Raw genomic sequence first — 14,828 nt, forward strand, 5'->3', positions numbered from 1 at the left:
AGGAGTCAAAAATGAATAAAGTTAAAATAAAAGATATAGCAGATGAGCTAGGAGTAAGCACTAAAGAAGTGTTACATAGAGCTGTTTTAATGTTTATAGATGTTAAATCTATAAGAAGCACTGTTTCACTTGAAAATGCACAAAAAATATTTGATGCAATAATATATAATCAACAACCTGGCGCAGATAATCCAGATAGTTTGTTTTATAAAAGCAAAAATCTTAATATTTACCTATCTGAAAATAGTGTTGATATGATTTTTTTAAATAACATATCAATACCATACATCGATCAAGGTATGGACAACTTTTTACTATTTAGTTACAACTTCTCCGATGATACACTTCAAGAACTATACTCTATGTCGCTGGACAAATTGAATATTGAAAAGTATTTAAAAAAGAAATTTAACGACAGTGATTTTAAAAATTTAGCAGAGAGCGTTAAAAGCTTTTCTAATGATTTTGATATAAGTTTCATAGATAATAAACCGCTTGATAATCTAAAACTATATTGTAGAAAATTTAAGCCTCAATTAATATCTATAGAAGGAATAGATTTTTCATTTATTGAAAACAACAACTTTGAAATTTTTAATACTATCAAAGAAATGACGCTATTTGGTATAAAGTTTGAATTGGGCATAGTTAATGCAAGTATAAATAAAAAAGACATATTTAGAAATAAACTTGATAGTCTTTTTGAGACCGTTTGTTCACCTCGTTAAAAATAGCTTAAATTAATCAGCTCAGAGGTATTCAACAAAAAAGAAGCGGTAATGGATTTGGCAACATCCAAAGCATCCAAAATTTTTCCGCTAAAAACCAGACATAAAGCTGTCAATGTAATATCTTATACTACCTATATCAAAACAAAGGACGCATATGCTATTTGATGAAATTGTATTTATAGTAGAGACTATTTTACATGAAGGTCTTGAGCAGACAAAGCAAACAAGAAAGGCAGGATATCTTTATCAAAACAAGTACATGTCTCGTGCAGTGTATGATTTGTACCTTGTTATTGAGTCTATCTATGGTGCTATGAAACTTTCGTTAAAACATTATTTTCCACATGATTACGAAGTGCTGTGTGAGGGAACGAAGAGTTTTTCGTCGCCAAAAGAGAAGTGGGAGTATTTTACAAATGAAGATTTTGTCTACCTTACAAAAGTGATGATAAAGTTTTTAAAAACAGCACAGAGTCATCATAATTCATTTATCTCAATTATTTATGGAGGAAATTTGGAAGGATTTTTTGGATGTAAAAACCAGTGGCAAGAGCTTTTTTCTAAAACATATTGTGCAGGTAAAATAGAGAACGATATGTTAAAAGTAAGTTATTTGCCATGGGCAAAACCGCTAGAGAGAAAGGAGTGGGATAGTAGAGCGATACACCAAGAGCCTGTCTTCATTGTTTATGATATTTCAAGCTTAGAAAAACGCAAAGAGATAGAGAAGCTTGCACAGCAAAATATACAAAAAATTCAAATCATTATGCGTGAGCTAAAAGATTTTATGCTTAAACACTGCACGCTTGAAGAGATGCTTGAAAATAGAGAGATACAGCGATAAAAGAGAGGAAGATAGAGATGATAGAAGAAGCAAAAAAAATCATTGACGCAGCAGATGCTATTCTCATCACTGCTGGTGCCGGAATGGGTGTGGATAGCGGCTTGCCTGATTTTAGAGGAAAAGAGGGCTTTTGGAGGGCATATCCTGCTGCTAGAGAGCTAGGACTTAGTTTTTCTCAGATGGCAAACCCCAGCTGGTTTAAGAGTGACCCAAAGCTAGCATGGGCATTTTACGGACATAGGTTGCATCTCTACCGCGATACGAATCCTCATATTGGATTTGCGATATTGCAAGAACTGGTTCAAGCTAAAAATCAAAACTATTTTATCAATACTTCCAATGTTGATGGACAATTTCAAAAGGCAGGCTTTGATGAAAAAAAGATTGTTGAAGTGCATGGAAGCATTCACTTTGTTCAATGCAGTGGACACTGCAAGGGGATAGAGAGTGCTGAATATATCGAAGTTGCTATAGATATGCAAAAATTTGAAGCACTGAGCATCCCTTTGTGTCCACGATGCAGCGAAGTGATGCGTCCAAATATTTTAATGTTTGGAGATTGGACTTGGCGGCAGAACCGTACAGATGCTCAAGAACAAAGGTATAAAAAATGGCTCAAAGAGAATTTTTCAAAAAAAATAGCTGTTATTGAACTAGGGGCTGGCACAAATATTTTTACAATTAGGCTAGAAGGAGAGAGGATTGTTAAGAAATTTCCTGATGCAACTTTGATTCGAATAAATCCTAATGATTATGAGATAGAAAGTACCAATGGTGTTAGTATGCCATACGGCGCAAAACATGCTTTAGAGTTGATTTTTAAAAGGTAGGAGTATGTTTTTCAATCTATTTTAAGGAGAAGCAGTCAAAATTCAAAAAAAAGGAGTACCATGAAACAACAGCCTCTTGGAAATTTTCCACTAACACGTCATATTCTTGTTAAAACATTTGAAGTTATAAATTGGTGCATAAAAAGCTACGATTTTTATAGAGAGCATATGGTTTCTTGTAGAAAGACTCAAAGAAGAGGTTGCTGTTAAAAATACGGTTGGGAAGAAGATGGGATTTTTGTAAGATAGCAGTAAAAGCAGACATATAACTATTAATTTAGCATTTTATGTCTGGTTTGTAAAAAAGTTTATTGCTCATTCATTATTTTGACTAATTCTTGAAAATCATTTGAGTCTATTGTAAAGCCCAGCAAAGTTGTAATATCTTGAATGATTCCATCAATTTCTTGAGAATTTTTCAAATAAATACCATCGTATTTCCCAAAAGATACATCAGGAAAGTCTTCTCCTTCTATGACTATCATATTGTCATGAACAGCCCATTCGGTGTCTTTAAAATCTGTTTTTCTTATTCTCAGAACATTGAGAATATCACTTTTTAAATTTAAAAAGCATTTGCAATAAAGCCTAGAAGCATAATCATCGCCTATGGCTAAAAATAAAAATTTTTCATTTTGTAATTTTTTATAAAAATATAATCCATTAAAACCAATATCTATTTTCTTTGTACTTGGTTTTCGTAAGTTTTGTATCCATTGAATATCACTCTCATCAAAATTCCAATTAAAATCATCGCCATTATAAATCTCAAATTCTTTCAGGCATTCTTCTTTTAGTTTTATTTGTAGTTTTTTATAAAATTCCATTTCAAAGATAGCTTTTGCTCTTGGTAAAGCATTTGCTATTTTTATAGCTATTTTTAAATTATCATCATGCTTTAAGTACTCTGCTATCATTTCATTTTCCTCTTTTGAATTTTTATTGGTTAATTTTTCTATTGTAGTTAAATATTGATCCACTGTTATTTTGATATTTTCAAATTTTATTAACTCTTTTGAGTTTGAGAGCCATTTGTAAATATGCGTTTGATAGCTTAACAAATCTATCTTATCGACAGAAAGCGAGTTGTTAAGTGACTGAATTTCAGGCGATTTACCATCTAATGTTAAATAAATGAGAATAATATTGGAAAACTTTTCATTCTCTTTTGCTTTGTGGTATCTATAAAGTTGCTTATGCTGGTCTGAAGCATAAATTTTATTTTCGATAACTATCGTAGTATCTTTAGATTCAAGAACAATATCAATGTAGCTTTGATTTTTTTCTACAATGTGAAACTGTTCAGTTCCAACTTTTACATGTTTACAAAACAAGTCAATATCTTTTATTTTTGCTTTAATTGGTTCTAAAAGCAAAAATTGTTTTAAAAATAAATCTTTGCAACCATGAGAGCCATTTGGATTTAAAAGTTCTGCTAAAAATTTTGAATGCCTTGTTTCAAGTATTTCAACTCCTAAAGTTTCAAAAATATTGAACTCTTCAGATGGCTTTTGATTTTTTTTCATTTTTTCTAAGCTAGCTTGTAACTCTTTTAATAATATTTCAATTTTTAGATTCATTTGGGAAATCCATCTCTTTTGCTTTGAATTATACCTAACAATTTAGACGCCTTCATATCCATTTAAATACCATCTAAAATCTTTCTGTATTCACCGTGCCTCTATTACTCTTGTGTGCTCTAAAACGAACTCTTCTATTTGCATATAATGACTTTTTTCATCGTTCATATTGAAATTTCGGAGCCTAAATTAAAAATGGTAGAATTTTTTTGCAAAATAAAAGTGCATTCAGTCGCTATCGTTATTAAACATTGTTAGCCGCCACAAGAGATATTTTCTCAAAACCAGTGGCGATGAGAGTTACACGAATAAAATCAATAGGTAATGTTGCATCTGTTGTTGTAGCGAAGATAACATCAGCCGAGTAATTTGCCTTTTCACTAATAATACACATTGCCTCTGCAATTTTTATAAAATGAAATTCTGGATGCATCGTAAAATGAACAAGAACCCCTGAAGCAACTTCAATGGGCATGTTATCATTTTTAGTAAACTCGATTACGCTCGTAATTGCTTCGCATGCGGCTTCCTCTCCCTGTGATTCACCTATCCCTGCAAAAGCGCTTCCACGGTTGGACATAATCAATTGTAAATCGGTAATATCGATGTTAATATCGTTTTCGTTATTTGAAGGTAATGTGCTGATAATTCCTTTGATAATGTGGGTAATCATGCTGTCTGCAATCTTGAAAATCTCTGAATTATTCAGTTTATAATTCATTGCGAAGAATATTTTATCATTTGGAACGATGACTATGCAATCAGCCACTTTTTGAACTCTAGCGAGAGACTCTTGCGCAATAATATGACGCTTTTTTCTTTCAAAGATAAAAGGTTTAGTAGTAATTAAAATAGTTAATGCGCCAGCATTTTTAGCAAGTTTAACAATTTCAGGAACTACGGCATGTCCTGTTTGCCCGCCTAAACCTCCTGTGATAAAAACAATGTCGGCACCAGTCAATGTGCTTATGATATTTTTATTATCACTTTCTGCATAGATAGTAATAAATTTAATATTTGTGCTTTGTGTCTTCATCATATTATCGATTATATTGCTGCCACTGCCCCCAAAGCCGACTACTACGATTCGATTTTTTAGCGCTCTTGGCAACTCGCTTTGAATAAATTGTTCCATGATGACAGTCCTTGTTTAAATATAGAAAAGTTTATCATCACCATACGACATCTTTATGTCTGGATAGTTAAATTGATTTCAGGAAAGAAGAGTGCTTGATGAGCTACTAATAATTGACAAATAGCTCATATAGTGATACGATTATGATATTAATCAGCTCATGGAGTATCAATGAAAAAAAAACAGCAATGGATTTGGCAACATCCTGAGTATCCAAAATTTAACTATAATCTTCATAAATTTCTTCCGAAGATTACGCAGATAGCTCAAAACATCGGTCAGGTTAAAGCTCTTATCGCACTCTTAGATCAAGATGCTCAAAACAGTATCAAAATAGATCTTTTTACAAGTGACATAGTCTCTACATCTGCCATAGAGGGTGAGCATCTCTCAAGAGAGAGTGTGCGCTCTTCTATAAGAAAAAAACTAGATACTAAGTTTGATAAAGCAGATGATAAATCTACCTATCATACCGATGCGCTTGCAGCTATACTTATGGATGCTATGCTGAATGCAACGCCTCTAAACCTCGAACGCTTTCATAAATGGCATATTGCACTTCTCTCTCATACGCCAAGCGCTTTTAAAAATATACGACTTGGAGAATTCCGTGATTATGATGATATGCAAATCGTCTCAGGTCCAATAGGAAAGGAAAAGGTGCACTTTGTAGGACTTCCTCACAAAAAAATAGACGAAGATATAAACTCTTTATTGGAGTATATCAACGGTAGCGATGATGATATTTATATCAAAAGCGCAATCGCCCATCTGTGGTTTGTGACCATTCACCCTTACGACGATGGCAATGGCAGGATAGCTAGGCTTATAAGTGACTATGTTATATCTCAAAGTTTTGGATTGGAGTACAAATATTTTTCTATCTCCTTGGCTATTGCAAATGACCGTAAAAATTATTATGACAAGCTGGAGACTACCCAAAACTTAACCGACAATCCTAATTTGGACTCTACATCGTGGATAGAGTGGTACTTAGATAGATTTAACGACTCGCTTCAAGAGACGCTCAGCGCAATCCATAAAATCATGAACAAAACTAAGTTTTGGGATAAGGTACGGCACATCACCCTCAACCAACGCCAGTTAAAAGTGTTGACTAAATTATTGGAATATAACGCAGGTGAGTTTCAAGGCGGTCTTACTACTAAAAAATATGTAGCCATGACAAAAACTTCACTTGCAACCGCAAAAAGAGATATACAAGAACTTCTAAAATATGGATGCTTGTATCAGATTGAGGGTACTCATGGAAGAAATGTTAAGTATGACATTGCGAATTGAAAGTAAAAAAAGATAAACCAGACATAAAGCTGTCAAAAAGAGTTGTTAAGATTTTAAAAATATCAGCATAAAAGAAGTATTTTTAAAATAGAGTAGGGCATAAAATGAAACTTTATTTAGATTATTTACGAACGCCTATAGAGGAGTTTGATTTTATAGCAAGAAGCTATGAAGAAGCTATGGCAATTGTACAAAAACACGGTTCAATGAGTTATATCTCCTTTGATCATGATTTGGGAGAAGATGCTGATGGGCGCTTGTTAAAAAGCGGTTTTAATTTTGCAAAGTGGCTTGTTGAGGCAGACATCACTGGCAGTTATCCTTTTGTGGATAATTTTAAATATAAAGTTCATTCTCAAAACCCAGTTGGTAAAGCAAATATTATTGCTTTGTTAGAGGGATACTTCAAATTTAAAAGAGTTAAGCAATAAATATAAAATTCAAAGTACCCCATATATATGCAATTGCAATGATGCATTAGAGTCATCAAGATATTTTGCTTTCAGTATTAATATATAGTTTGTTTATGCTTTTGGTGCTTCGTTATTTAATTTGCAATTTAATAGATTTTCATAATATTTTCTCATTGATGGAACAAAAAATTCCCTCCATGTATTTTCATCGATTAAATTACTTTTTGCATTATTACAAAGAGGACATGCAAGGATTAAGTTTCCAATATTATAACTATTATCTTTGCTGTCTCTTCGTTCAATTTCTAAGCTCCCGCTAGATCTTTTTGTTTTATCATTAAGTGGTAATAGTCTATCTTCTAGAAAAACTTTGTATAACTCTTCTTGGCTAATACCACAATACCCACAACAAGAATTTACTTCTTCGTTAGTAAACCAAATTAAAAAAGTTTCAAAGTCGTCATTGTCACTTTTTCTTTTTTCTGTAAATTTATTTCTAATTTTTTGAATTTTTTCTACATAATATGCACATTCAATATTTAGCCTTTGAACATCCGCATAATTTTTTGATGGATCTAGTTTTTTAAGTTCAAGTTCTATCTCATGAAATTTCATTCTTTTAAATGAATAACAACTAATAAATAATTTTTGTTCTTCAGATATCTGAAATTTGTCTAAATATTTTTGTATTTTATTGTTACCTATGTCCATCTTATCCTCTTGTTTAAAATTTTCTATTCTGCAGTGTATAACATATTGACTTTGAATAAGATTACTTTAAGAAGAGAGTTATAATATCCGTTTGTCTTACAAAAAAAGGATATTACATGACTCTCCAACTAACAGAATAAAAATTCTATAATCTTTCTATTTTAGGCATTCTCGCAAGCAGAGAAGAGATTGCAAACTCTCTAATATGGGAAATAGAGTATGGCTAGTTTTTAGCTCTCATCCCAATTTCACAATTATCTTATTTTTCCACCAAAACCAGACATAAAGCTGTCAATTTAATATCTTATACTGCTCATATCAAAACAAAGGACGCATATGCTATTTGATGAAATTGTATTTATGGTAGAGACTATTTTGCATGAAGGTCTTGAGCAAACAAAACAAAAAATTAAAGAAGGCTACCTTTATCAAAATAAGTATATGTGCCGTGCAGGATATGATTTGTATGTTGATATCGAGTCCATTTATGGTGCGATGAAACTCTCTTTAGCGCACTATTTTCCACGCGATTACGAAGTTTTTTGCGAGGGAACGAAGAATTTTTCTTCACCAAAAGAGAAGTGGATCTATTTTACAAACCAAGATTTTGAGTACCTTACAAGTGCAATGATAAAGTTTTTAAAAACAGCACAAAAACATCATAACTCATTCGGTTACAGAGGAGATCTAGAAGGGTTTTTCGGATGTAAAACATATTGGTATGAGCTTTTTTCTAAAACATATTACGCTGGTGTAATAGAGGACGATATGCTAAAAGTAAGTTATTTGTCATGGGCAAAACCACTAGAGAAAAAAGAAGTGGGATACAAGAGCCATACACCAAGAGACGAACATTTTAGTTCGTGATGTTTCAAGTCTTGAACAACGTCAAAAAATAGAGAAGTTTGCTCAATAAAATATACAAAAAATTCAAATCATTATGCGTGAGCTAAAAGATTTTATGCTTAAACACTGCACGCTTCAAGAGATGCTTGAAAACAGAGAGATACAGCGATAAAAGAGAGGGAGAGAGGTAGGAGTATTTTTTTCAATCTATTTTAAGGAGAAGCAGTCAGAATTTAAAAAAAAGGAACACTATGCAACCACAGCCTCTTGGAAATTTTCCACTAACACACTATCTTCTTGCTAAAACATTTGAAGTTATAAATGGGCACGAAAAAAGCTATGATTTTTATAAAGAGCATATAGCTTCTTGGAATATTGAAGCATTTGAGAATGATGAATATAGTTTGTTTATAACGATTCTACCAGACAAAATATTGTCACAAGATAAAGAGAGACATTTCATCAATACCAACCACTTTTATTTGATGGTTGAGCACAAAGCAGACAATATGTTGGCGTTAGACTTTATCAATCATGATTTGAAAGAGGTTGTTTGTGAGCTAGAGGGGAACCCTTTTTTGATGGATGTAAGAGATTATTATAATGACTTGGAGCTTCGACAATTGCGAAAACATAGACCAAATGAGGAGTTAAATGATGAACATAGTTAAACTAAATAGATTTATTTATAAACAAGCACTCCAGTTGCGTGATACTGTTTTTGATGAGTTAGAACCTTTAGAGTATGAAACATTAGAGGCATCAATTTATCCTCAAAACTTTTCTCTCTGGTATGAAAAAGCAGGCATAAAAAACTTAGAGTACTGGGTTGCACAAGATACATATTACAATCTTGCTGGACTTGTAGGGCTTTATACTCAAACGGGCGATAAAAAATCAAAAGTATGGCTTGGCTGGTACTGCGTAGATCCAAAATATAGAGGTGTAAATCTTGGTTCAAAACTTTTGGATTTTTCTATAAGAGAGGCGAAAGAGAAGAGTTTTAAAGAGCTGCATCTCTATACAACGAATGATGACGTTTACAAAAGAGCACGTGAACTTTATGAAAAAAGAGGGTTTGTGAAATACAAAGAGACTAAAAAAAATGGCAATGTGTATTACAAGCTTTTACTAAAATAGGAGAATAGATGGCAGTTCTAATAGAGCACATTGATGCGATAGCTAGAAAAAAGCAAAGAGATGTTTTGTTTTTAGAGTTTGGCGTACCTGAGGATAAAAAGAGTTATTCATCTTCGTATGAATATGAGCAAGACCCAATTCGTGGAGATATTTTAGCATGGCTTGATGCTCATAATATATCTTATACAATGTGTGGTGATTTTGCAAGTGAAAACGGATGGAGAGCATATAGAGGTCAGATTTATTTGGATGTGGTACCGGATGAATTAGATGTAGTGTACAAACTTTTAAATGAGTATCTTGAAGACAATGAGGGTAAAATAAGGTTTAAAGGAGTGATGTACTACATACTCTCCTTGGAAATTGCTATGCAAAATGCCCATCATGATGAACCTGGCTTTTGGGAAAAATGGGCTGAGAATTTTTAACTAGAGGATAAAAAATGGCTTATACTTTAAATATAAAATGCGGTAATCTTTTAGAAGAAGGAGATGCTACATTTATTGTAAACCCGTCAAATACAAGATTAATTCTTGGTTCAGGTGTCTCGATGGCATTCAAAAGATATTGCGGTAGTGAGCTTCAAAAAGAGATGTTTCAAAAATTAGAAAAAATTGGACATCCTCTACAACAAGGGGATGTAGTAGTAACTTCTTCAGGAAACGCTAAAAATTTTAAATACGCTTTGAATGTAGCTATTATGGATTATAACGCTGGCGTGCGCTATGAGCAAAAGATTCCAACTATTAAAACGATTGAACATGCTTTGCAAAATATAGAAAACTATCTTGCTTGGTACGAAAGTAACTATCGTGAAGCTATAAAGATAGTTTTGCCACTCATGGGATGTGGTGTTGGCGGAATGGATAAAGAGGCAGTCATAAAACTATATAAACAATTTTTTGAACGTGATGTCTCATTTGATTGTGAAGTAGTAGTTTATGGGCATACTCAAGAAGATTATGCGCTTTTGAAATCTTAGTGCAGAAAGATTTTTAAAAAAATAGAGTAGATATAAAAAACAAGACATAAAGCTGTCATCAGATAGAGTATAAATCTAAGAGTTATAAAGTTATAATCAGTTTATTTTAAACAATTTTCACACAAAGAGCAAGCATGGCATACAAACACGACTACGACAAAATTCTTACAAGGCTCTCATATATCCTCTCAAGACTAAATGACGGAGAGGCTTTGTCTGTTAAAGATTTGGCAAAAGAGTTCAACACTAGCGAGAGGACGGTACAGAGAGATTTTAATGAGCGGCTAGTCTCTTTTCCAATACTACAAGAGGGGAAAAAGTGGAAAATGCAAGATGGATTTAGGGTTGAGAAAACCAAGTCATTAGAAGATGAGATAGTTTTGGACATCATAGAAAAAATTACCGAGGGCATAGGCGGCAAGTTTGCATCAAAGTCACATAAGCTGCTCTCAAAGATAAAAAACCAAGATTTCAATCCCATCTATGCAAAACTCAACATCGAAGATATCAGCGATAAGTTTGGTGAGATACAGGTTATAGAGGGTGCCATAAAAGCAAAAAAAGAGATAGAGTGCTCTTATGATGATGAGCGACACGAGGTTTTTAGAGTAACACTCAAGCCTCTTAAAATTGTAAATTTTGAGGGATTTTGGTATTTGGTTGCACTTCAAGAGGATGTGCTTAAGAAGTACTACCTAAAAAATATCTCTAATGTAAAAGAAACGGCTAATATTTTTTCCACCGATGCAAAGCTTGAAAATCTGCTAGATAACTCCATATCTGTCTGGTTTCAAAAGGATGTAGAACCGTTTGAAGTTAAGATTTATGCCAACAAGATTGCCGCAAAGTACTTTCAAAGAAGACCGCTTCCGACACAGAGCATAGAGTCACTCCACAAAGACGGAACAATAGAGTTTGTCGTAAAGATAACGCATGAGATGGAGATACTTCCCATCATTAAATATTGGCTGCCGCACATGAGAGTCATCGAGCCTGAGTGGATACAGGAGATGATAGACGAGGATTTAAAAGGTTATTTGGAGATAAAAACAAAATGAGACTATCCAAATCACTCTACATAAGAGGTCTTCAATGCACAAAATCTCTTTGGCTTAAAAAGTACAAAAAAGATGTTTTAACTCCGCCCGATGGCTCATCTGAGGTTATATTTGAAACAGGCAACGAAGTGGGCGCTTTGGCATGTCAGCTTTTTGATGATGGCAAAGAGGTACCTTATGAGAACACAAGCTTTGAAGAAAAAATAGCGCTTACAAAAAAGTGGATAGATGAGGGTGTAAAAAATATCTATGAGGCGACATTTGCGTATGACGGCATTGTTGTAATGGTTGACATACTTCACATCAACGGCGACGGCACGCTTGAGATATATGAGGTCAAAAGCTCAACGGAAGTAAAAGATGTCTATCTTGATGATGTCTCTATCCAGTATTATGTTTTAGAGGGTTTGGGCTACACCCTAAAGAGCGCAAATGTAGTCCATATAAACAACAAGTATGTAAGAGGTGATGAGCTGGAAGTTGAGAAACTTTTTTGCATAGTTAATGTTACAGACGAAGTTTTGGAACGTCAACATAACATCCCAAGCTACTTAAAGCTTTTTAAAACACACCTAAACGATAGCGAAAATATGCCCGACATTGACATAGGTACGCACTGTACAAACCCTTACGAGTGCGATGCGATGAGCTACTGCTGGGGTCATGTGCCGAGTTACAGCATCTTTGACATCTCAAGACTAAAAACAGATACCAAATTTTCTCTATACAAACAGGGCATCGTAAACTTTACGGACATTGCAGACATATCGGGCTTTTCGCTCTCACAGCAGATACAGATAAACTCTGAACTTGAGAACAAAGAGATTATCAACCGTGAAGCGATAAAAGAGTTTGTAGATAGTCTATCTTATCCGCTTTATCATCTTGACTTTGAGACATTTCAACAAGCAGTGCCGCAGTGGAGAGGCGTGAGTCCGTTTATGCAGATACCGTTTCAATACTCTCTACATGTAGAAGAGAAAAACGGGGAGTTAAAGCATTACGAATTTTTAGCAAATGACGACAAAGACCCACGATATGAACTTGCAAAGAGACTAGTTAACGACATACCTACCGATGTAACGGTTCTGGCTTACAACATGGGGTTTGAAAAAGGGGTGATACGCAAACTAGCAGAGATGTTTGAAGAGTTTGCGCCAAAGCTTCTTGCCATTCATGACAACATACGAGACCTCATGACACCGTTTCAAAAGAAAGAGTACTATGTGCCAAGCATGAGAGGAAGCTACTCCATAAAATATGTGCTTCCCGCACTCGTACCTGAGATGGAGAGGGCGTACAAAGAGTTGTCACTCGTACACAACGGCGGCGAAGCAATGCAGACATTTGCAAAGCTCTCAAAGATGGATGATGCAACAAAAGAGCAATACAGAAGGGCTCTGCTACAATACTGCAAGCTCGATACGCTGGCGATGGTGGAAGTTTTAAAAAAATTAAAGGAGAGTGTGGGATGAGCATTTCTAATCAAATAAATAATGAAGAATTTATAAGCTTTACACTTGAGTATATTAAAAATAAAATTGTAACTCCAATTGCATACCTTGAAAAAAATAGAAAAGATTGGATAGCACAGCCTATTAAAAAAATAGATTTTTTAAAAGATAAGTTTACAGATATTGAAAGTCCATTTTTAAAGGATGTATATTTAAAGTTTTTAATGTTTGAACATTTACAGCAAAATCCAGACAATAAAGAATTAAAAGAATGGATAGTGCAAGATTGGGGTGGAATAAAAACACTGGAATGTCCCCTATAAACTAGACAGTTCTAAATACAGTAGGTTTTGGAATTATTATATAATTTTAATGACTATTGGTTACTGACACAAAACTCTGAACAGTTTCGATTTAAAATTAGCTAGCTCACTTTCGTGATTTATTCTCACTTTTTCCCAATCTCGGAAAATACATCCCATGCTTGTTTAGCCATTAATTCTTTTTGATTTGAGTATCTTTGTGTTACTGTTATATTAGAGTGCCCTAATAGCCTTTGGACTGACTCAAGAGCTACATTGTTGTTAATAAGCACATAACCCAATAAATGCCTAAAATCATGTATTCTCATATCGATACAAAGCTCATCTTGCAGATATTGCCAAAATCTTTTAGGGATTGCACTAAATTTTTCTCCAGTTCGAGATGATATAAAAACAAGACCCTTTTCTTTTTTTATAAGATTTAAGTGCTCTATCAACACATCATCAAGGACATAGGTTTGATTTTTACGAATTTTATTATTGTAATCCCGGATAAAAAATATTTTATTATCAAAATCTATATCTTCCCAGCATAGCGATCTTACTTCATTACTCCGCCGCCCTCTCAATAAAAACATAAACATAACTCTATAATGATTGTCTGGAATATCCATAATTTTACTTATTAGTTCTTTTATTTTATCGTCAGGCAGAGAAAAATATCTTATATTGTCATATTTTGGAAATTTCAAATAATCAGTTATATTTTTTTCTACCAAACCAAACTCAAGAGCTTTTTTAAAAAGAGGGGAAAATATCTCTTTAACCGTAACGATATAGCTCCCTTTTTTACCGTCTTTAAGCATCTGATTTATTATTTTTTGTAAATCGTCGCTATCAACATCTTTTAAATTTTTATTTTTAACTCCATCCGGTACATACTTATCATAAAAATAAAATGCACTTTTCCATCTATTTTTTGAGATAGTTTGTTCCCTCATCTCTTGAAACTCATTAAAAAATTTATCTAGGGTAGGGTTGTCAGCTCTCTTGGTTGACTTGCCGGCTTTATGAATTGTTATAAGCTCTATGCGGCGATTAAATGCTAAGGCTGGATTGGTTTTATATTTATCATTTGAATAGCCCACAATCTGCTCAATTTCAGTTCCGTTAACTTTTGCCCTCGCTAGATAAGTTTTGACTTTAGTTTTGGGATCTTCTTTAACATAGATTCCCGTATATTTAGTTTTGATATAATCTTGTCTCGTTCCCATTACTTACTTCTTACTATTTTTTTTGAAGTATAGCATAGTACCCCACTTTTTACCCCACTTTTTTAGTAAAAAACATACATATTTAATAAAACTTAATAAGATGAAGTTTTCAAAATCATAGTAGTTAAGTGCTTATAATAGGCTATTTTGTTATAGTTAATACAATTTTGTATAATTTAGTAAAAGTCCAATCCTTGACGCTCATAACGGAGTGGTCGAGTGTTCGAGTCACTCAGAACCCACCACTGCAAATCTCCACAAACAA

General features: G+C 33.6%; 18 protein-coding genes. 14 read left to right on the plus strand and 4 right to left on the minus strand.

Annotated elements, in window-relative coordinates:
• The first annotated feature begins 11 nt into the window (after window positions 1-11).
• From AC6H33_RS04415 to AC6H33_RS04430, 4 genes are all read left to right on the plus strand, one after another.
• Window positions 12-728 (plus strand): translation initiation factor IF-2 N-terminal domain-containing protein, encoded by a 717-nt coding sequence (locus AC6H33_RS04415; protein WP_497605746.1) that lies wholly within the window; start codon window positions 12-14, stop codon window positions 726-728.
• Between the two features lie 157 nt (window positions 729-885).
• Window positions 886-1,575: a hypothetical protein gene (locus AC6H33_RS04420; protein ID WP_497605747.1), complete on the plus strand. Its 690-nt coding sequence runs from the start codon at window positions 886-888 to the stop codon at window positions 1,573-1,575.
• 17 nt (window positions 1,576-1,592) lie between these two features.
• On the plus strand, window positions 1,593-2,405 hold the full coding sequence (locus tag AC6H33_RS04425; protein WP_497605748.1) for an SIR2 family NAD-dependent protein deacylase: 813 nt from the start codon (window positions 1,593-1,595) through the stop codon (window positions 2,403-2,405).
• A 60-nt stretch (window positions 2,406-2,465) separates the two neighbouring features.
• Complete coding sequence (locus AC6H33_RS04430; RefSeq protein WP_497605749.1) at window positions 2,466-2,615, plus strand: hypothetical protein; 150 nt, start codon at window positions 2,466-2,468, stop codon at window positions 2,613-2,615.
• Window positions 2,616-2,713: 98 nt separating this feature from the next.
• Here AC6H33_RS04430 and AC6H33_RS04435 read toward each other — a convergent pair whose 3' ends face one another.
• Window positions 2,714-3,985 carry a PDDEXK-like family protein gene (locus AC6H33_RS04435; RefSeq protein WP_497605750.1) on the minus strand — a complete coding sequence of 424 codons (1,272 nt, stop codon included), beginning with the start codon at window positions 3,983-3,985 and terminating at the stop codon, window positions 2,714-2,716.
• Between the two features lie 244 nt (window positions 3,986-4,229).
• Window positions 4,230-5,120, minus strand: coding sequence for a cell division protein FtsZ (locus AC6H33_RS04440; protein WP_497605751.1), 891 nt, complete (start codon window positions 5,118-5,120; stop codon window positions 4,230-4,232).
• A gap of 171 nt (window positions 5,121-5,291) precedes the next feature.
• Between AC6H33_RS04440 and AC6H33_RS04445 the strand changes: the two genes are divergently transcribed.
• Window positions 5,292-6,422, plus strand: a complete 1,131-nt coding sequence (locus AC6H33_RS04445) for a Fic family protein (RefSeq protein ID WP_497605752.1) — start codon at window positions 5,292-5,294, stop codon at window positions 6,420-6,422.
• Between the two features lie 104 nt (window positions 6,423-6,526).
• Window positions 6,527-6,853 (plus strand): cyclic-phosphate processing receiver domain-containing protein, encoded by a 327-nt coding sequence (locus tag AC6H33_RS04450; protein ID WP_497605753.1) that lies wholly within the window; start codon window positions 6,527-6,529, stop codon window positions 6,851-6,853.
• A 93-nt stretch (window positions 6,854-6,946) separates the two neighbouring features.
• On the opposite strand, the gene AC6H33_RS04455 is transcribed toward AC6H33_RS04450, so the two are convergent.
• Window positions 6,947-7,546, minus strand: coding sequence for a hypothetical protein (locus AC6H33_RS04455; protein ID WP_497605754.1), 600 nt, complete (start codon window positions 7,544-7,546; stop codon window positions 6,947-6,949).
• A 336-nt stretch (window positions 7,547-7,882) separates the two neighbouring features.
• Here AC6H33_RS04455 and AC6H33_RS04460 point away from each other — a divergent pair, with 336 nt between their 5' ends.
• The 8 genes from AC6H33_RS04460 (at window position 7,883) to AC6H33_RS04495 (ending at window position 13,349) form a co-directional block, all read left to right on the plus strand.
• Complete coding sequence (locus AC6H33_RS04460; RefSeq protein WP_497605755.1) at window positions 7,883-8,413, plus strand: hypothetical protein; 531 nt, start codon at window positions 7,883-7,885, stop codon at window positions 8,411-8,413.
• 230 nt (window positions 8,414-8,643) lie between these two features.
• Entirely contained in the window at window positions 8,644-9,063 is a 420-nt protein-coding gene (locus AC6H33_RS04465; protein WP_497605756.1) for a hypothetical protein, read from the plus strand.
• A complete protein-coding gene (locus AC6H33_RS04470) occupies window positions 9,047-9,532 on the plus strand; it encodes a GNAT family N-acetyltransferase (protein WP_497605757.1) in 486 nt (161 codons plus the stop codon). Before AC6H33_RS04465 ends, AC6H33_RS04470 begins: the two co-directional genes overlap by 17 nt.
• Before the next feature lie 8 nt (window positions 9,533-9,540).
• Entirely contained in the window at window positions 9,541-9,960 is a 420-nt protein-coding gene (locus AC6H33_RS04475; RefSeq protein WP_497605758.1) for a hypothetical protein, read from the plus strand.
• Window positions 9,961-9,974: 14 nt separating this feature from the next.
• Window positions 9,975-10,514, plus strand: coding sequence for a macro domain-containing protein (locus AC6H33_RS04480; RefSeq protein ID WP_497605759.1), 540 nt, complete (start codon window positions 9,975-9,977; stop codon window positions 10,512-10,514).
• Window positions 10,515-10,648: 134 nt separating this feature from the next.
• The gene (locus tag AC6H33_RS04485; protein ID WP_497605760.1) at window positions 10,649-11,572 is read left to right on the plus strand and encodes a helix-turn-helix transcriptional regulator; all 924 of its coding nucleotides are present in this window, start codon (window positions 10,649-10,651) and stop codon (window positions 11,570-11,572) included.
• The gene (locus tag AC6H33_RS04490) at window positions 11,569-13,047 is read left to right on the plus strand and encodes a DUF2779 domain-containing protein (protein WP_497605761.1); all 1,479 of its coding nucleotides are present in this window, start codon (window positions 11,569-11,571) and stop codon (window positions 13,045-13,047) included. The genes AC6H33_RS04485 and AC6H33_RS04490 overlap by 4 nt, the downstream gene beginning before the upstream one ends.
• Complete coding sequence (locus AC6H33_RS04495; protein ID WP_497605762.1) at window positions 13,044-13,349, plus strand: hypothetical protein; 306 nt, start codon at window positions 13,044-13,046, stop codon at window positions 13,347-13,349. Before AC6H33_RS04490 ends, AC6H33_RS04495 begins: the two co-directional genes overlap by 4 nt.
• Window positions 13,350-13,474: 125 nt before the next feature.
• On the opposite strand, the gene AC6H33_RS04500 is transcribed toward AC6H33_RS04495, so the two are convergent.
• Window positions 13,475-14,563 (minus strand): tyrosine-type recombinase/integrase, encoded by a 1,089-nt coding sequence (locus AC6H33_RS04500; RefSeq protein WP_497605763.1) that lies wholly within the window; start codon window positions 14,561-14,563, stop codon window positions 13,475-13,477.
• Window positions 14,564-14,828: the final 265 nt, after the last annotated feature.

It is taken from the genome of Sulfurimonas limnophila (assembly GCF_059705345.1).